The organism is Bacillus pumilus, from assembly GCF_038738535.1.
GTDB lineage: Bacteria > Bacillota > Bacilli > Bacillales > Bacillaceae > Bacillus.
In genome coordinates this window covers 2,472,550-2,491,876 of the sequence record NZ_CP046128.1, presented here as the reverse complement: position 1 = coordinate 2,491,876, position 19,327 = coordinate 2,472,550, and the positions used below count along the sequence as shown (strand labels likewise).

Annotated in this window: 17 protein-coding genes and 1 other annotated feature; all 17 genes read left to right on the top strand. The window is 42.5% G+C overall.

All coding sequences use genetic code 11. The annotated features are described in order from the left end of the window. Positions 1-34: 34 nt before the first annotated feature. The 17 genes from icd to thrS all read left to right on the top strand — a co-directional run bounded on the left by icd (position 35) and on the right by thrS (position 19,311). On the top strand, positions 35-1,306 hold the full coding sequence (icd, locus tag GKC25_RS12640) for an NADP-dependent isocitrate dehydrogenase (protein WP_008346060.1): 1,272 nt from the start codon (positions 35-37) through the stop codon (positions 1,304-1,306). Between the two features lie 34 nt (positions 1,307-1,340). Continuing rightward, the gene (gene mdh, locus GKC25_RS12635) at positions 1,341-2,279 is read left to right on the top strand and encodes a malate dehydrogenase (protein WP_034661844.1); all 939 of its coding nucleotides are present in this window, start codon (positions 1,341-1,343) and stop codon (positions 2,277-2,279) included. 186 nt (positions 2,280-2,465) lie between these two features. Then, positions 2,466-3,194, top strand: a complete 729-nt coding sequence (locus GKC25_RS12630; protein ID WP_066030564.1) for a response regulator transcription factor — start codon at positions 2,466-2,468, stop codon at positions 3,192-3,194. Next, on the top strand, positions 3,187-4,929 hold the full coding sequence (gene pnpS, locus GKC25_RS12625) for a two-component system histidine kinase PnpS (RefSeq protein WP_106038060.1): 1,743 nt from the start codon (positions 3,187-3,189) through the stop codon (positions 4,927-4,929). The genes GKC25_RS12630 and pnpS overlap by 8 nt, the downstream gene beginning before the upstream one ends. Positions 4,930-5,184: 255 nt before the next feature. Beyond that, the gene (polA, locus tag GKC25_RS12620; RefSeq protein WP_060596979.1) at positions 5,185-7,824 is read left to right on the top strand and encodes a DNA polymerase I; all 2,640 of its coding nucleotides are present in this window, start codon (positions 5,185-5,187) and stop codon (positions 7,822-7,824) included. Positions 7,825-7,852: 28 nt separating this feature from the next. Next, positions 7,853-8,686, top strand: a complete 834-nt coding sequence (gene mutM / locus GKC25_RS12615; protein WP_034661834.1) for a DNA-formamidopyrimidine glycosylase — start codon at positions 7,853-7,855, stop codon at positions 8,684-8,686. A 174-nt stretch (positions 8,687-8,860) separates the two neighbouring features. Continuing rightward, complete coding sequence (gene ytaF, locus GKC25_RS12610) at positions 8,861-9,493, top strand: sporulation membrane protein YtaF (RefSeq protein ID WP_034661833.1); 633 nt, start codon at positions 8,861-8,863, stop codon at positions 9,491-9,493. A gap of 14 nt (positions 9,494-9,507) precedes the next feature. Further along, positions 9,508-10,113, top strand: coding sequence for a dephospho-CoA kinase (gene coaE, locus GKC25_RS12605; protein ID WP_106038058.1), 606 nt, complete (start codon positions 9,508-9,510; stop codon positions 10,111-10,113). 172 nt (positions 10,114-10,285) lie between these two features. Next, complete coding sequence (locus GKC25_RS12600) at positions 10,286-11,308, top strand: glyceraldehyde-3-phosphate dehydrogenase (protein ID WP_034661831.1); 1,023 nt, start codon at positions 10,286-10,288, stop codon at positions 11,306-11,308. Positions 11,309-11,542: 234 nt separating this feature from the next. Further along, on the top strand, positions 11,543-11,923 hold the full coding sequence (gene speD, locus GKC25_RS12595; protein WP_003216492.1) for an adenosylmethionine decarboxylase: 381 nt from the start codon (positions 11,543-11,545) through the stop codon (positions 11,921-11,923). A gap of 185 nt (positions 11,924-12,108) precedes the next feature. After that, on the top strand, positions 12,109-12,495 hold the full coding sequence (locus GKC25_RS12590; RefSeq protein WP_034661829.1) for a hypothetical protein: 387 nt from the start codon (positions 12,109-12,111) through the stop codon (positions 12,493-12,495). A gap of 4 nt (positions 12,496-12,499) precedes the next feature. Then, the gene (gene nrdR / locus GKC25_RS12585) at positions 12,500-12,958 is read left to right on the top strand and encodes a transcriptional regulator NrdR (protein ID WP_003216720.1); all 459 of its coding nucleotides are present in this window, start codon (positions 12,500-12,502) and stop codon (positions 12,956-12,958) included. 102 nt (positions 12,959-13,060) lie between these two features. Then, positions 13,061-14,485, top strand: coding sequence for a replication initiation and membrane attachment family protein (locus GKC25_RS12580; protein WP_187704007.1), 1,425 nt, complete (start codon positions 13,061-13,063; stop codon positions 14,483-14,485). 17 nt (positions 14,486-14,502) lie between these two features. Beyond that, on the top strand, positions 14,503-15,432 hold the full coding sequence (dnaI, locus tag GKC25_RS12575; RefSeq protein WP_034662053.1) for a primosomal protein DnaI: 930 nt from the start codon (positions 14,503-14,505) through the stop codon (positions 15,430-15,432). Between the two features lie 33 nt (positions 15,433-15,465). After that, positions 15,466-16,104, top strand: a complete 639-nt coding sequence (locus GKC25_RS12570) for a TVP38/TMEM64 family protein (RefSeq protein WP_034661822.1) — start codon at positions 15,466-15,468, stop codon at positions 16,102-16,104. A gap of 60 nt (positions 16,105-16,164) precedes the next feature. Then, entirely contained in the window at positions 16,165-17,034 is an 870-nt protein-coding gene (gene ytxC / locus GKC25_RS12565; protein ID WP_034661819.1) for a putative sporulation protein YtxC, read from the top strand. Positions 17,035-17,077: 43 nt separating this feature from the next. After that, positions 17,078-17,325: a binding site (T-box leader), on the top strand. A gap of 45 nt (positions 17,326-17,370) precedes the next feature. Beyond that, positions 17,371-19,311: a threonine--tRNA ligase gene (gene thrS, locus GKC25_RS12560; RefSeq protein ID WP_034661816.1), complete on the top strand. Its 1,941-nt coding sequence runs from the start codon at positions 17,371-17,373 to the stop codon at positions 19,309-19,311. Positions 19,312-19,327: the final 16 nt, after the last annotated feature.

The window sequence follows — 19,327 nt, the reverse complement described above, 5'->3', positions numbered from 1 at the left end:
AAATATTCACTACATAACCTGGGAGGTAATATCATTGTCACAAGGCGAAAAAATTACAGTTACTGGCGGCGTATTGAATGTACCAAATAATCCAATTATCCCGTTTATCGAAGGGGACGGAATCGGTCCTGACATTTGGAAAGCAGCATCAAGAGTACTTGAAGCAGCTGTAGAAAAAGCATATAAAGGTGAAAAGCAAATCACTTGGAAAGAAGTATATGCAGGTGAGAAAGCTTACAATAAAACTGGAGAATGGCTTCCTGAGCAAACACTTGAAGACATTCGTGAATACTTAATCGCGATCAAAGGACCACTGACAACACCAATCGGCGGAGGAATCCGTTCATTAAACGTGGCACTTAGACAAGAGCTTGATCTATTCACATGCTTACGTCCAGTTCGCTGGTTCCAAGGCGTACCGTCTCCTGTGAAACGTCCAGAAGACACAGATATGGTCATCTTCCGTGAGAACACAGAAGATATCTATGCTGGCATCGAGTATGCAAAAGGATCAGACGAAGTGAAGAAGTTAATTGACTTCTTGAAAAATGAATTAGGTGTAAACAAAATCCGTTTCCCAGAAACGTCAGGTATCGGAATCAAGCCAGTTTCTGAAGAAGGAACTTCTCGCCTTGTCAGAGCGGCTATCCAATATGCAATCGACCAAGGCCGTAAGTCTGTGACGCTTGTTCACAAAGGAAACATCATGAAATTTACAGAAGGTGCCTTCAAAAACTGGGGCTACGAAGTGGCTGAAAAAGAGTTTGGCGACAAGGTCTTTACATGGGCACAATATGATCGTATTGTAGAACAAGATGGAAAAGATGCGGCAAACAAAGCGCAAAGTGAAGCAGAAGCTGCTGGCAAAATTATTGTCAAAGACAGCATTGCAGATATTTTCCTTCAACAAATCCTAACTCGTCCAGCTGAGTTCGATGTTGTGGCAACAATGAACTTAAACGGAGATTACATCTCTGATGCTCTTGCAGCACAAGTTGGTGGAATTGGTATCGCACCAGGTGCGAACATCAACTACGAAACAGGACACGCTATTTTTGAAGCGACTCACGGAACAGCACCTAAATATGCTGGTCTTGATAAAGTGAATCCATCTTCTGTTCTTCTATCAGGCGTGCTTTTACTTGAGCACCTTGGCTGGCAGGAAGCAGCTGATCTAGTGATTCAATCTGTTGAAAAAACAATTGCATCAAAAGTCGTCACTTACGATTTTGCTAGATTAATGGATGGCGCAACAGAAGTGAAATGTTCTGAGTTTGCTGACGAGCTCATCAAAAACTTGTCTTGATTCTTAAACTTTAAAGTTAAAGGGGAAAAAGGAAATGGCAAACAAGCGTAAAAAAGTATCTGTCATCGGAGCAGGCTTTACTGGAGCAACTACAGCATTTCTAACGGCTCAAAAAGAATTAGCGGACGTCGTATTAGTCGATATCCCGCAGCTTGAGAACCCAACAAAAGGGAAAGCACTTGATATGCTGGAAGCAAGTCCTGTTCAAGGCTTCGATGCAAACATTACAGGAACTTCTAACTACGAAGATACAGCCGGTTCTGATGTCGTGGTCATTACGGCGGGAATTGCAAGAAAGCCGGGAATGAGCCGTGACGATCTCGTGTCAACAAATGAAAAAATCATGCGCAGTGTGACACGCGAAATCGTTAAATATTCTCCAGAAGCCATCATTGTTGTGTTAACAAACCCTGTTGATGCAATGACGTATGCAGTTTATAAAGAATCAGGATTACCAAAAGAAAAAGTCATTGGACAATCGGGCATTCTTGATACAGCACGTTTCCGTACGTTTGTTGCTCAAGAATTAAACCTATCTGTTAAAGATGTGACGGGCTTTGTACTTGGTGGACATGGCGATGACATGGTTCCTCTTGTTCGTTACTCTTATGCAGGCGGTATCCCGCTTGAAACATTGATTCCAAAAGATCGAATTGATGCAATTGTTGAAAGAACAAGAAAAGGCGGCGGCGAAATCGTGAACCTATTAGGTAACGGTAGTGCATATTATGCTCCTGCTGCTTCACTAGTCGAAATGGTTGAGGCGATCCTTAAAGATCAGCGCCGCGTCATGCCGACGATTGCTTACCTTGAAGGTGAATATGGCTACGAAGGCATTTACCTAGGTGTACCAACAATCGTAGGTGGCAACGGTCTTGAGAAGATCATCGAGCTTGAGCTGACAGAAGAAGAAAGAAGTCAGCTTGACCGTTCTGTTGAATCTGTTAAGAATGTCATGAAAGTATTGTCTTAATATGAATAAAAAAGAAGGCTTCTCTCATGAGGAGTCTTCTTTTTGTTTACAAAACAAATCTTGTCGAAATTTTAAATTGTCCTCTTGTTAAGCTTTCGTTAAAATGAAAGAGAAAGCATGACTTCTCGCTTTTCACATAAGATACAAAAAACGGATGCAGGGGAAATCACTAATTGGAGGCACAACATGAATAAAAAAATATTAGTTGTGGATGATGAAGAATCGATTGTAACACTTCTAAGCTATAACCTTGAAAGAGCGGGCTATGATGTCGTCACAGCAAGAGACGGGGAAGAAGCGCTTGAAAAAGCAGCAAGTGAACAGCCTGATCTCATTGTATTAGATTTAATGCTTCCGAAGATGGACGGCATTGAAGTGTGCAAACAACTGAGAATTCAAAAAATGATGTTCCCTATTTTAATGCTGACAGCAAAGGACGATGAATTTGATAAGGTGCTAGGCCTTGAGCTTGGAGCCGATGATTACATGACAAAGCCATTCAGTCCTAGAGAAGTGGGTGCTCGGGTAAAAGCCATCTTGAGAAGAGCACAGCAATCTCAGCCTGCCCCCACGCAAGAGGAGAAGGAAGAGATCATTGCAGACCAAATCAAAATTGGTGAACTGCGCATTTTACCAGAACACTACGAAGTCTATTTCCAGGAAGAACGTCTAGAGCTCACACCAAAAGAGTTTGAACTGCTGCTTTATTTGGCGAAGCATAAAGGACGTGTCCTCACGCGTGATTTATTGTTAAGTGCCGTTTGGAATTATGACTTTGCAGGTGACACTCGTATTGTGGATGTCCATATTAGCCACTTGCGGGACAAAATTGAAAAGAACACGAAAAAACCAACATACATTAAAACGATTCGCGGCTTAGGCTACAAATTGGAGGAGCCAAAGTCAAATGAGTAAAATTAGAACCCGTCTGTTTTCGGGACTCATTTTTCTCCTTTTTATTGTGTTTGTGGCACTTGGTCTTTTCTTGGACCACATGTTCCATGTTTTCTATGAAACCAAATTAACGGAACGAATGGAAAAGGAATCGAGCTTCCTAATGTCTTCCATGAATGGTGACGATCTGAAGGCGAAGCAAAACAAGGAGGTCCTCCATCAGGCAAAGCAGCATTTTGATATGAATGCGTCGATTGTGGACCTGAAGGGGAATATCATACATACAACGGGTCAAGCAGAACAAAGGGCCATCATTCGAAACACGCTGAACAATGAACGTCTCCAAACAAAAGGGGTCGTCATTGACGATGAGAAGGATGCGCTGTTTCATTATGCTGTCCCGATCCTGAAACAAAACGAACCAGCGGGTTATTTATTTCTCCATGCGTCATACGAGCCTTTAAATGAAATTGACGGCCAGCTCTGGCTTGCATTAGCCTTTTGTCTTGGCTCGGCGATTATCATCATCGTTTTCTTTGGGTACCGCATGTCGATGAAATATGTGAAACCAATTGATTATGCTACAAAGGTAGCCAAACAGCTGGAACGCGGGAACTATGATACGAATAACTATGAAGAGTTGATGATTGAAACAAGTGAACTGAATACTTCCATGAAGCGTTTGGCAGGAAGTCTTCAAGAAATGACAAGTGCCGGTGAAATGCAGAGAGACCGGCTGCAAACGGTCATTGAAAATATTGGAGCGGGGATTATTTTGATTGATAAGATGGGTTATATCCACCTAGTCAATCGAACCTTCCGCAAGCAGTTTAAGGTACAAAAGCACATTTACATGCACAAGCTGTATCACGAAGCGTTTACACATGAAGAGATTATCGAATTAATTGACGAAATTTTCATGACAGAAACGAAGGTGCGGAAGTTTTTACGTCTAGCCGTTGACATTGAACGCCGCTACTTCCAAGTGGATGGTGTACCCATTTTAAGTACAGACGATGAATGGAAAGGAATTGTCCTCGTGTTTCATGACGTGACAGAAACGAAGCAGCTGGAGCAGATGCGAAAAGACTTTGTTGCCAATGTGTCTCATGAGTTAAAAACACCGATTACATCGATTAAAGGATTTTCTGAAACCCTTCTTGATGGCGCAATTGATGACAAAGAAGCACTGACAGAATTCCTTTCTATCATTTTAAAAGAGAGTGTCCGTCTAGAAACATTGATTCAAGACTTACTTGATCTTTCTAAAATTGAGCAGCAGCAATTCAAGCTGAATATTCAAGAAGCCAATGCGACAGAAATCATCCAAGAGATTCAAGTGCTGTTAAGTCAAAAGGCTACAGAAAAAGGCATTCAACTACATGTGCGTGTCCCAAAAGAACCGGTCTATGTCATGGCAGACCCGCTAAGGTTAAAGCAAATCTTCCTCAATCTCGTCAATAATGCCCTGACCTATACACCAGAGGGAGGAAGTGTTACCATCTCAGCAAGACCGCGGAAAGGTGCCTATGAATTTGATGTAGCAGATACAGGAATCGGCATGAAGAAAAGCGAGATTCCAAGAATATTTGAGAGATTTTATCGAATTGATAAAGATAGAAGCAGGAATTCAGGCGGTACAGGTCTTGGTCTTGCCATTGTCAAACACCTTGTGGAAGCGCATGAAGGAACGATTTCTGTCCACAGCAAACAAGGTAAAGGGACGACTTTTACAGTGAGTCTGAAATCGACTTAGAGAAAAAAAGGAAAGTCACGTTAAAATTTACATGATCTTTACAATGAATTCATGTTTTGTTAAACATTCATTGATAGGATGAATAGGAACCCCTTCATCCAAGGAGCCAATTTTGGAAGGACGAAAACACTTGTTGTTTTCGTCCCTTTTTTATGCAGGCTCGACTATTTTCTTTTCAAAATAAACTTTGATAAAATGAAGATACAATGTGTGAAAGAGACGGCTGAGATGGCTCAGCCGATGGAGGATTAAAACATGACAGACAAAAAGAAATTAGTGTTAGTGGATGGAAACAGCCTCGCATATCGAGCCTTCTTTGCTTTGCCGCTATTATCAAATGATAAAGGCGTACATACAAATGCTATTTATGGATTTGCGATGATCTTAATGAAGATGCTGGAGGACGAGAAGCCTACCCATATGCTCGTCGCATTTGATGCGGGAAAAACAACGTTCCGCCACGAGACATTTAAAGAATATAAAGGCGGAAGACAAAAAACTCCGCCAGAGCTATCAGAACAAATGCCGTTCATCCGTGAACTATTAGATGCCTATCAGGTGAAAAGGTACGAGCTTCCTCAATATGAAGCAGATGATATTATCGGTACATTGGCTGTCGAGGCAGAAAAAGACGGCTTTGAAGTCAAAATCTTCTCAGGAGATAAGGACTTAACACAGCTCTCAACAGATCATACGACAGTGGCTATTACGAAAAAAGGCATCACAGAAGTAGAATATTACACACCTGCTCATATTGAAGAAAAATATGGCCTGCGACCAGATCAAATCATTGATATGAAAGGGCTGATGGGAGATTCCTCAGATAATATCCCAGGCGTCCCAGGTGTAGGCGAAAAAACAGCGATTAAATTGTTAAAGCAGTTTGAAACAGTTGAGAACCTGCTTGAACATATTGATGAAGTGAGCGGGAAAAAGCTAAAAGAAAAACTTGAAGAATATAAAGAACAAGCAGTCATGAGTAAAGAGCTGGCGACGATTCTTGTAGAAGCACCTATTGATGTGTCAAGCAAAGATTTGGCATATGAAGGCCCTCACATGGATCAAGTGATCTCTCTTTATAAAGAACTGGGCTTTCAAACGCTGCTAGAGCGTCTAGGAGAAGCACCAGAAACAGATGAACAGGTCGAAGTAGATGCATTAGAAGTGAAAAAAATGACAGCTGTAACGGACGACATGCTGACAGATCATGCAGCCCTTGTGGTAGAACAGCTTGGAGATAATTATCACGAAGCGGATTTGATCGGTTTTGCGATCCATAATGAAAATGGTGCGTTTTTTATCACGAAAGAAGATGCGCTTCAATCAGAAGCATTTAAAGAATGGGTACAGGATGAAACAAAGAAAAAATGGGTCTTTGATTCAAAAAGAGCAGTTGTCGCCCTGAGATGGCATGATGTCGATCTAAAAGGTGTCGATAATGATGTTCTGCTCGCTTCCTATGTCGTCAACCCGCAGAAATCATATGAGGACGTCGCGAGTGTAGCGAAGGAATATGGTCTGAATATCGCTCTTTCTGATGAAAAAGTATACGGAAAAGGAGCAAAGCAGGCGATTCCACCTGAAGATGAACTGAAAGAACATCTTGGACGAAAAGCAGCGGCGATCTCAGCCTTGCATGATTTAACACTTGAAGCATTAGAAAAAAATGATCAGCACGAACTGTATGAAGATTTAGAGCTGCCACTTGCTCTCATCTTAGGTGAAATGGAATCTCTTGGAGTAAAGGTAGATATAGAGCGCCTAGAGAAAATGGGTGAAGAATTAACGAAAAAACTCAAAGAATATGAAGAAACCATTCACCGCTTAGCAGGAGAAACGTTTAACATCAATTCTCCTAAACAGCTTGGCGTCATCCTATTTGAAAAATTAGGTCTGCCGATTATCAAGAAGACAAAAACAGGCTACTCGACGTCTGCAGATGTGCTTGAAAAGCTTGAAGATAAGCATGAAATCATTCGGTCCATTCTGCACTACAGACAAATTGGAAAGCTGCAATCGACCTATGTAGAAGGGTTAATGAAAGTTACGCGCAAGGATACACATAAAGTGCATACAAGATTTAATCAAGCACTCACGCAAACAGGAAGATTAAGCTCAACAGATCCGAATCTTCAAAACATCCCGATTCGTTTAGAAGAAGGACGGAAAATTCGTCAAGCATTCGTTCCTTCAAAAGAAGGCTGGCTCATGTTTGCAGCAGACTATTCACAAATCGAGCTGCGTGTGCTCGCTCATATTTCACAAGATGAGAATTTGATCGAAGCGTTTACGCAAGACATGGACATTCACACGAAAACAGCGATGGACGTGTTCCATGTCTCAGAAGAAGAAGTGACTTCCGCTATGAGAAGACAAGCCAAGGCTGTAAACTTCGGTATTGTATATGGAATCAGCGATTATGGACTTTCTCAAAACCTTGGGATCACAAGAAAAGAAGCAGCCGCTTTTATCGAACGCTATTTAACAAGCTTTAAAGGCGTGAAAACCTATATGGAAGAAATCGTCCAAGAAGCGAAACAAAAAGGCTACGTCACGACGCTTCTCAAACGCAGACGGTATATCCCGGATATCACAAGCCGTAATTTTAATATCAAAAGCTTTGCAGAACGAACAGCCATGAACACACCGATCCAAGGCAGTGCAGCTGATATTATTAAAAAAGCGATGATTGATATGGCGCGAAGGCTCAAAGAAGAAAACCTGCAGGCAAATCTTTTATTACAGGTGCACGATGAATTGATCTTCGAAGCGCCGAAAGAAGAAATCGCCATCCTTGAAAAGATTGTTCCTGAAGTCATGGAAAACGCACTTCAGCTTGATGTGCCGCTAAAAGTTGATTTTGCTTCAGGTCCATCTTGGTACGATGCGAAATAAATAATAGAGAGAAAAAGGAGCGAGGAGCATGCCGGAATTACCAGAAGTTGAAACCGTCCGGCGCACTCTCAAGCGGTTAGTCGAAGGAAAAACGATTGAAACGGTCGATATCAAATGGCCAAACATCATCAAACGTCCTGGGGAGCCGGAAGAGTTCGCAAGAAGAATGGTAGGAGAAACCATACAAACCATTGAAAGAAGAGGAAAGTTCCTCCTCTTTCATTTAGACCATTATGTGATGGTCTCCCATTTAAGGATGGAAGGGAAATACCGTGTACATGAAGCGCATGAGCCTTATGATAAACACGTACACGTCGTCTTTACGTTTACAGATGGTACTGAGCTTCGGTACCATGATGTGCGTAAATTTGGCACGATGCATTTATTTCAGCCGGGTGAAGAGGAAAAGGAACTCCCGCTTTCTCAGCTGGGATATGAACCATTTGATGAACAGTTCACTCCTGAGTATTTATGGGAGCAATTGAAAAAAACAACCCGCGTGGTTAAAACAGCACTGCTTGATCAAAAGATTGTCGTAGGACTTGGTAACATTTACGTAGATGAGGTCCTGTTTAAATCAGGTATTCATCCAGAAACGAAAGCGAATCAGCTCAGCCTGAAATCCTGCAAAGTGCTTCACAAACAGATCATCGATACGCTTCAAGTAGCGGTAGATGCGGGAGGAAGCACGATTCGTTCTTATATCAACTCACAAGGAGATATTGGAACATTTCAGCTGCAGCTTCTTGTATATGACCGGCGGGGAGAGCCTTGCCAAACATGCGGAAGCATCATCGAGAAAACAGTGGTCGGAGGGCGCGGCACGCACTTTTGTGTGACCTGCCAAAAACGTCCTCAATAAAGTTTAGCCATGAGCATGCTTCCTTTTTGCTATGCATACGATAAAAAACATTCATTTTTCAGCAAGGTGTAGACTGACACACAGCCCACCTGCTCTTCATATAGTGAAGAAGAGTCTAAGGACGCCTAGAGACTCTTGATCATCGTTGCATGAACAGAAAGGAAGAGTTCAGGTATGATTTCGATTTCGCTCCTGTTTTTAGCTATTGCAGTCAGCATCGACAGCTTTTCTGTAGGCTTTACGTATGGGCTTCGCAAAATGAGGATCCCATTTAAAGCCATCGTCATTATTGCATGCTGCTCAGGGATTGTGCTGCTCATTTCTATGCTGATTGGCAGCCTGCTGACGACATTTCTCCCTGTCTCAGTGACCGATAAACTGGGGGGAGGCATTTTAATTGCCATTGGCCTTTGGGTCCTGTATCAATTTTACAAACCAGCGAAAGAGCGTGATTTGCTTCTTCATGAAAAGACATTGCTCAATGTGGAAGTACAATCGCTTGGGCTTGTCATTCACATTTTAAGAAAGCCGACAAGTGCAGATATTGACCGATCTGGGACGATTAATGGAATGGAAGCGGTACTTCTTGGAATTGCTTTATCCATTGATGCATTTGGCGCAGGGATTGGCGCAGCGATTCTTGGCTTTTCTCCAATTGTTATGAGTATCACGGTGGCAGTGATGAGCTCACTTTTTGTGTGTATCGGGCTGCGTGCCGGTCATTACTTGGCAAATTGGCGCTGGATCAATAAACTCGCATGCTTACCAGGGCTTCTGCTCATATTAATTGGGGTTTGGAAGCTGTAAAAGGAGGAAATCAATTGACGCTTGTCATTGGATTAACAGGCGGGATTGCTAGCGGAAAAAGCACAGTCTCGCAGATGATAAAAGAGCAGGGCATTCGGGTTGTGGACGCAGATGTGATTGCAAAAGAAGCGGTCTCCAAAGGAACATCCGCCCTTCATCATATCGTTCAAACCTTTGGTGAGGGTGTCCTCCTGCCAAATGGAGAGCTGAACCGGCAGGAGCTGGGAGCCATTATTTTTTCTAATGAAGAGAAACGAAAGCAGCTGAATGCGATCGTTCATCCAGAAGTGCGAAAGGAAATGCTCAGGCAGCGAGATGAAGGGATCAACAGCCAAGAAACATTCGTTGTCCTTGATATCCCGCTTTTATTTGAAAGTCAGCTGGAAAGTCTTGTCGACCGGATCATTGTGGTGTATACAACACCTGAATTGCAGCTATCACGACTCATGAATCGAAACGACCTCAGTGAGGAAGAAGCGCTGAATCGGATTCACTCTCAGCAGCCCCTTGGAGAGAAATGTAAAAAAGCAGACCGCGTGATAGAAAACACACAAGATCTCGCTTTTATCAGAAAGCAATTGCAGAACATATTAAATGAATGGGAACATACAGATAAGTAAGAGTACATACACGTACTCTTCTTTTTTTATGCTTTATTCTTATTTCCTTTGAAAAGAACAGCCCTTTTTAGAAAATATACGTTTATATACTGGCAATTACATTCTAATGTGATATACTAATTTCATAAATAAATTTATTGAGTATAACACATAATAGAGGAGTGACCTGTTCATGAAGGTAAAAGCAGCGATCAATGGGTTTGGCAGAATTGGACGCATGGTCTTCAGAAAAGCAATGCTTGATGATCAAATTCAAATTGTAGCGGTGAACGCAAGCTATCCTGCCGAAACGCTAGCACATTTAATTAAATATGACACAAATCATGGACGTTACGAATGCGATGTGACAGCAGAAGATGACGCACTGATTGTAAATGGGAAAAGAGTGCTTTTGCTCAATGACAGAGACCCAAAGCAGCTTCCATGGGGAGAGCTTGGGATTGATATCGTCATAGAAGCAACAGGGAAATTTAATTCAAAAGAACAAGCGATGGGCCATATAGATGCCGGAGCGAAAAAGGTCATACTCACAGCTCCAGGTAAAAATGAAGACATTACAATTGTGATGGGTGTCAATGAAGATGATCTTGATCCTGAAAAGCACGTCATTATTTCAAACGCATCTTGTACAACAAACTGTTTAGCACCAGTTGTTAAATTGTTAGATGATGAATTCGGCATCGACAACGGCTTAATGACAACGGTTCATGCGTATACAAATGATCAAAAAAATATCGACAACCCGCATAAGGATTTGCGCCGGGCAAGAGCGTGTGCCCAGTCCATCATTCCAACTACGACGGGTGCCGCTAAAGCGCTTTCTTTAGTGCTGCCGCACATGAAAGGGAAATTGCATGGACTTGCACTGCGCGTGCCAGTTTCCAATGTATCGATGGTTGATCTTGTCGTCGACTTGAAAAAAGATGTCACAGCAGAAGAAGTAAATGCAGCCTTCTCAAATGCATCAAAAACTTCTCTATCCGGTATTTTAGATTACACGGATGAGCCGCTTGTTTCTACAGACTTTAACACGAACCCTTATTCAGCTGTCGTGGATGGACTGACAACGATGGTGATGGAGGATAGAAAAGTAAAAGTTCTTGCATGGTATGACAATGAATGGGGTTATTCATGCAGAGTGGTGGATCTTGTGAAGTTTGTCGGTTCGCAGATGAAAGAGCTTTCTGCTGTTTGAAATGAAGAAGACGAACGTCCCTTTTCAAGAAATGAGAGAAAATCCCACTAAAAACACAGCTTGCAAAATGGGTCTAAACAAAGTATACTATTTTTCGTGAACTTCTTGTTCGCAGACTCATTCGGGTATACTTAAAGGGTTAGGACCTCTTTGGACTAACTTTCCCCCGTGGTATATGTCCGGTCCGGCTGCTTAGAACTTCACTCTTTCATTCTTGTTTAAGGGGGGTCCATGATGGAAACAATCGGACGTCACGTTATCTCCGAGCTATGGGGATGCGACTGTGATAAACTGAACGACATGGATTTTATTGAAAAAACGTTTGTAAACGCAGCTTTGAAATCAGGAGCTGAAGTAAGAGAGGTTGCTTTTCACAAATTTGCACCTCAAGGAGTAAGTGGAGTTGTCATTATTTCTGAATCTCATCTGACAATTCACAGCTTTCCTGAACATGGTTATGCGAGCATAGATGTTTATACTTGCGGCGACCTAGATCCGAATATCGCAGCAGATCATATCGGAGATGAATTAGGTGCCGAAACAAGAGAAAACATCGAAATTCCTCGAGGCATGGGACCTGTACAAGTGAAACAGGCACAAGCCAAAGCACTGTAAACATAAAAAAGATTGCAATGGGAGCTGGCCAAAAGCATTGAAATGCCTTTGTGTTATGCTCCTTTTTATATTTGTTTGATATACAAAATCCAACATTCCCCAACTTGTCTATACTTTTGTTCTAGGAAAACAAAGGTTTTTTTTATAAAATAAAGAAGAGGCATTATGGCAAAGGGGATACGTATATGACTTTAGGACAAAAGTTCAAACGGTTCATGTCAAACCATACAGAAACATCTGACGAGCATCCAGTGTCAGAACTGAAAAGCCATTACTACAAAACGACGAATGCACAAGTTTTTCAAGCGGTGGAAGCCATGCTTTCCCGAAACGATTCCTATCAAGTGACATCTGTTTCAGCAGAACGAGGTGAAATCAGCGCAAACATCAGAATGCCGAAAAAAGCCTTTCTCGTAGCGACTGTCATTTCAATTCGTCCTTTTGAAACAGCTGTCGATTTTAATGTGACAACAGAAACGGTCCTGCCAACAGATTTTGGTTATAGTCAGAAGGCCGTTTTGTCTCTTTATGATGAACTAGACAAACAACTTCCAAGAATAGATCGGAGCTGATGAAATGAAATGTCCCACATGTCAGCACCTTGGCACAAGGGTGCTTGATTCAAGACCAGTAGATGAAGGGAAATCCATCCGTCGTAGAAGAGAGTGCGAAAGCTGCCAGTATCGCTTTACGACGTTTGAGAAATTAGAAGAATTACCGCTGATTGTGGTGAAAAAAGAAGGGATTCGAGAAGAATTCAGCCGCGAAAAGATGCTGAGAGGACTCATTAAAGCGTGTGAAAAGCGTCCTGTTGCTTTAAAGCAGCTGGAGGATGTCTGCTTTAATATCGAAAAAGAACTGCGTAATCAAGGCATGTCAGAAGTGAAAAGCGAGCTTGTAGGTGAAATGGTGATGGACGAGCTGGCAAAAATTGATGAAGTGTCTTACGTCAGGTTTGCCTCAGTTTACCGGCAGTTTAAAGATATCAACGTCTTTATTGATGAATTAAAAGATTTATTAAAGAAAGAACGCTAAAAAAGAGCTGAAGATTCTTCACGCTCTTTTTCCTGCGTAAAGCGTAAAACGCAAAAAGGGTGTACAATAGAAACAATTGCAATTCATGGGGAGGATCAGCATATGACAGAGCATTGGAAGGAAGTGCTAGCCGTCGATCCGTATGTCGTCAAAAGCGCTTCATTGCTCGGTGACATCGATAGACAGCTCATTACTCTTTTATATCAGCCGCTTATAGGCATGTCCGCTTTCAGCTTATATATGACGCTGTGGGGAGAGCTGGAACAAAATCGTATGTGGGGGAAACCCGCACCTCATCGGCAGCTCATGGTCATGCTGCAAACGAATTTAAATGATATTTTTGAGGAACGTTTAAAGCTTGAAGCGATTGGTTTACTCCGCACATATGAACAGGAAACGGAAGAAGGCAGACTGTTTACATATGAGCTTGTGCCGCCGCTAAGACCAGATGAGTTTTTCCAGGATGGTATGCTGAATGTCCTGCTGTACCATCGTGTAGAGAAAGCAAAATATAAGCAGCTTCGTGATTATTTTTCTTATCCAGGTGTTCCTGCAGAGGCAAAGAACATCTCGCGGTCGTTTGAAGAAGTCTTTCACGTATTGCAGCCAGGTGAACGAAGGATGACAGAAGAAATCAATCAGGCGTCGTCACTTGATCAGGGCTATGAATATGTGACCGTTGGATCGAGTCAGCCGGCTCCGCTCTCAGACGATTCCTTTGATTTCGATCTATTGCTAGCGGGCATGTCTGATATGATGATTCCAAGAAAGGCTTTGACAAAGCAGGTGAAAGAAACCATTAAGAAGTTAGCCGTTGTATACGGCATCACCCCGCTTCAAATGCAAAATATTGTAGCAGGTGCCTGCGGTTCGGATCAAATGATCTCAACAGAAGAGCTGAGAAAAGCCGCAAGAGACTGGTACCAAATTGAATACAGAGGCGAGCAGCCAAAACTCATTGATCAAAAACAGCCGAGACACTTGCGTCAAGATGCTTCAAAGGCGCCAGTGGCAGATACGCCAGATGCGAAATTGATTGAAAAGCTCGATCATATTTCGCCTAGGGAGCTGCTAAAAGATATGGCTGACGGCATTGAGCCAACGTATGCCGACTTAAGAATTGTCGAAGATATTATGCTCGAGCAGCAGCTAGAGCCAGGTGTCATGAACGTTTTGATCTACTATACATTACTGAAAACAGATATGAAGCTGTCGAAAACATATATGCAAAAAATCGCCGCTCATTGGGTGAGAAAGAAAATTAAAACCGTAGCGGCAGCCATGAAAATTGCCAAAGAAGAGAACAAGCAAATGACAGAGTGGGCGCAGCAGAAAAAGCAGCGCAGCACATATGGATCAGGGAAAGTTGTCCGAGAAGAGAAGCTTCCTGACTGGATGAAAGAAACTGAAACGAAAGAACAGCCGGCAAAAGAACAATTAGACAGTCTGTCGACAGAAGACCTCGAACGAGAAAAAGAAAAACTGTTAGATCAGTTTAAAAATATGAAAAAGTACAATGCACATTAAGGTGAGGTGAGATGGGGATGAAACCGATCGGTCGTTCATTTGAACAGTTAAAAGGACGAGTAGATTTTCGTGTGAGATACAATCAGATTAAAGAGAGTGTGTTATCTGATGAAGATGTAAGAGCCTTTTTACAGGAGCATCAAGAAGAAATACACGAAGACATGATCAATCGTAGTTTGAACCGGCTTTTTGAATATGTGCAGCAGTCGAAGGGTTGTTCATATTGCTTAGATGAAGAGAACGTCAATGCGATTTTAGACGGGTATCACCCGAAGCTTGTGATCAAAGGTCAGAGTATTGATATTGAATATTCCCCCTGCCCAGTCAAGCTGCGGCTCGATAGACAGAAAAAACAGCAAGAGCTTATGAAAAGCATGTACATTCCGCAAAATGTTCTTCAAGCGACGTTCACTGATCTGAACGTTGTGGGAAGACAGGAAGTCATTCAAAAAGTAGGTCAATTCCTGCAAAGCTATGATGAGACGGGCAAAGGGAAGGGTTTATATTTACACGGAAAGTTTGGAGTAGGAAAAACGTATATTCTGGCAGCCATTGCGCAGCAGCTAGCGGAGAAGGAATACCCATCTCTCCTAGTGTACGTGCCTGAATTTGTGAGAGAGTTAAAAAATTCGTTAGCCGATCATACACTGGAAGCAAAGCTGAACATGGTCAAATCCACCCCTATTTTAATGCTTGATGATATTGGGGCAGAGTCGATGACAAGCTGGGTTCGAGATGAACTGCTCGGAACGATCTTACAATACCGTATGGCAGAGCAGCTGCCGACTTTCTTCTCTTCTAATTTCTCACCAAGTGAACTGAAACACCACTTTACGTACTCACAGCGCGGGGAAAAAGAAGAGGTCAAAGCCGCTCGTTTAATGGAACGGATTCTTTATTTAGCAGAGGCAGTCTTGCTCGAAGGAGAAAACCGCCGTCATTTATAAAAGCGTCTATCACCTGAAGGAGGAGCAAATGAAATGAACAAAAGAAAATGGCTGCTTTTTCTCGTGATTGCAGGTCTCGCTGCTTTACTTTGGTGGCTGAACAAACAGCACCTTCAGCTGGCGCCGAAAGATGTGAAGAATTGGGTGCTTCAATTTGGGCTGCTGGCTCCCTTTGTTTTTCTGTTCTTATCTCTTTTTCGCCCGTTTGTTCTCGTCCCACTTACGGTCTTTTCGCTGGCAGCAGGTTTAGCATTCGGCAGTGTTCTTGGGACGATTTATGCCCTCGTTGGTGCTACCGCCGGAGCAACAGGCTCCTTCCTGCTTGCCACAACCTTTCGTGCAAAAAAGAAAGGCAGAGAATCAAGCAGCCGGAAGCTGAGAGCGGTGACATCCCGCATTCAGGAGCATGGGTTTCTTTATATTTTGTTATTGCGTATTGCCCCGATCCATTTTGACTTTGTCAGCTATGCGGCAGCAGTTTCACGTGCGAATTATCGTGCATTCACGGCAGCTACTTTTTTAGGCTTAATACCGGGTACAGTTGCATTAAATGTCCTTGGCTCAAGCTTTGTCAGCGGCAATTATGCCGCCTTAGTGATCGTTTGTTTGATTTATCTGATCTTTATCTCCGTTCCGCTCATTTTAAAAAGAAAGATGCCTGATTTATTTTAGGCGTCTATTTTTTATGTTTTCCCCATATATATGTAACAGATGTCGTTAGGGGGGACAAACATGCTTGAAATAATCTTTGAAGATGAATATGATACCGCCGCTTTTTTACATCTTGCTGAACACTTGGACAGTCGGCATCACATGTCAATTCAACAAGGGAAAGACCGGCTTCTCATAGAGGCGAAGGAATCAGAAGAAGGACTTGAGCCCATTGTGCGGCCATTACTGGTTCACTTTTTTTTGGAATGCAAAGAAAATGAGCGCATGCGCAGCATCCTTGAAAACACCTATTTATTTAAAGATCCTGAAGAGCAGCACCAAATTCTTTCAATCGCCCACAGTATTATGAACGGGGATTTAGATGATATTCCCGGCATTCATCAAGAACCGTCAAGAGAAGCCCTGTTAACAAAGGAGCTTGAGACCATTTCTTTACAGCAAGGTATTTTTTCAATTGGTTCATTTATGACATTTAGACTGTCAGAGTATGACAGGAGGCTGAAGAACTATGTTGAAGTCTCCATTGAAGAATACAAAATGGAACAAGAATATCAAAACTTCATTCAATCCCTTCGAGACTATGTGATGGCAAGAGAACCTAAGCTCGAAAAAGTACATGTTGTGCATCAGGACCGCCTGATGATTTGGGAATTTCGGTACGCTTCTGAGCGTGATCAAAAACAATACATAGACAGACAGTTTGTAAGAGAGCATCCAATGTATATTGATTCGCAGCTGATTGCACCACTCGTATCCATAGCGCCGCAAAAGATTGACCTATTTACAAATGATACGGGTCACTCGATGGTGCAGACCATTCAAAATATTTTTCAAGAAAGGGTCGAGGTATTCCCGGCTCATTCATTTCAAGAACAGAATGTTCAATTTGTACATGACCATTTGGAACAGAAAAGTGAAAAGCTTTCTTGATTTTCACGAAAAAACGTTTTATAATACGGTGTAACTTCATACAGAGACCGTATTGATAAGGACATGAACAAATGAACACCCGCTTAAAGAGAGGGAAGCCGCGGCTGAAAGCTTCCTAGCAGAGGTCCATTTGCTTTACCACCTTTGAACATCAGCTGTGAACTTTTTAGTAATGGCTGACGGGAATTCCCGTTATCGAACCACAAGCCGTGTTTGCTTATGAAAACGTAAGCTGCAAATACGGGAAAAAGGGTGGAACCACGATTCCGTTTATTCAACCTCGTCCCTTTCCAGGGGGCGGGGTTTTTATATTGCCAAAAAAAGGAGTGACCAGAGATGTCAGAACAAATTCAACTTACATTTCCAGATGGAGCAGTCAAGGAGTTTGACAAAACAGCTACAACAGAAGACATCGCGGCATCAATTAGCCCGGGCCTAAAGAAAAAAGCGCTTGCCGGTAAATTGAACGGCAAAGAAATAGATCTGCGTACGCCGCTATTAGAAAGTGGAACAATCGAGATCATCACAGATAAAAGTGAAGAAGCACTCGACATTATGCGCCACAGCACAGCACATTTGCTAGCACAGGCGATCAAACGTCTTTATGGAAAAGAGCATCATGTCCAGTTTGGCGTAGGTCCTGTGATCGAAAATGGTTTCTACTATGATGTCGACATCGATGTTGCCATCACACCTGAAGACTTACCTAAGATTGAAAAAGAAATGAAAAAAATCATTAACAGCAATTTGCCAATTGAGCGAATTGAAGTAACAAGAGAAGAAGCGAAAAAACGCTTTGAAGCGATTGGTGATCAATTGAAGCTTGAGCTGTTAGAGGCGATTCCAGAAGGTGAAGCCGTGACGATTTATGAGCAGGGTGAATTCTTTGACCTCTGCCGCGGCATTCACTTGCCATCAACAGGGAAAATCAAAGAGTTTAAGCTGTTAAGCCTTGCAGGTGCATACTGGAGAGGTGACAGCAACAATCAAATGCTTCAGCGTATTTACGGTACAGCTTTCTTCAGCAAAGAAGATTTAAATGAGCACTTACGCCTGCTTGAAGAAGCGAAAGAACGCGATCACCGTAAACTAGGAAAAGAGCTGAAACTGTTTGCGAACTCTCAAAAGGTAGGTCAAGGTCTACCGCTTTGGCTGCCAAAAGGCGCAACGATCCGCCGTGTTATTGAGCGTTACATTGTCGATAAAGAAGTACGTCTTGGTTATGAGCATGTGTATACACCAGTTCTTGCGAATGTCGAATTGTATAAAACTTCAGGGCACTGGGCGCATTATCAAGAAGACATGTTCCCAGTGATGGAAATGGATAACGAAGATCTTGTTCTTCGTCCTATGAACTGTCCGCACCATATGATGATTTACAAAAACGAGCCGCATAGCTATCGTGAATTGCCAATTCGTATTGCAGAGCTTGGTACAATGCACCGCTATGAAATGTCAGGTGCTTTATCCGGCCTTCAGCGTGTTCGCGGGATGACATTAAACGATGCACATATCTTTGTTCGTCCAGATCAAATCAAAGAAGAGTTCATTCGTACAGTTCGCTTAATTGAAGAAGTGTATCAAGACTTTGGCTTGAATGACTACACATTCCGCTTATCTTACCGTGATCCAGAAGATACTGAGAAGTATTTCGACGATGATGCGATGTGGAATAAAGCGCAATCGATGCTAAAGGATGCAATGGACGAGCTTGGTCATGATTATTATGAAGCAGAAGGAGAAGCGGCATTTTATGGTCCGAAGCTTGATGTACAGGTCAAGACAGCTCTTGGAAAAGAAGAGACATTGTCTACTGTACAGCTTGACTTCTTACTACCAGAGCGTTTCGATCTCACCTATATCGGAGAAGATGGCAAGCATCATCGTCCGGTCGTGATTCATAGAGGTGTTGTCTCTACAATGGAGCGCTTTGTTGCCTTCTTAATTGAAGAATACAAAGGAGCCCTTCCAACATGGCTGGCACCTGTACAATTCCAAGTCATCCCGGTTTCACCGTCTGTCCATTTAGACTATGCGAAAAAAGTGCAAGAACGTTTGCAGCTTGAAGGCCTTCGTGTAGAGCTTGACAGCCGTGATGAAAAGATTGGATACAAAATTAGAGAAGCGCAAATGCAAAAGATCCCGTACATGCTAGTCGTCGGAGATCAAGAAGCAGAAAATGGCGCTGTCAATGTAAGAAAATACGGAGAGCAAGATTCAGAAACAATGGATCTTGAAGCCTTTGTGAAACATGCAGTAGCAGAAGCGAAAAAATAATACTTCCAATGAAGCA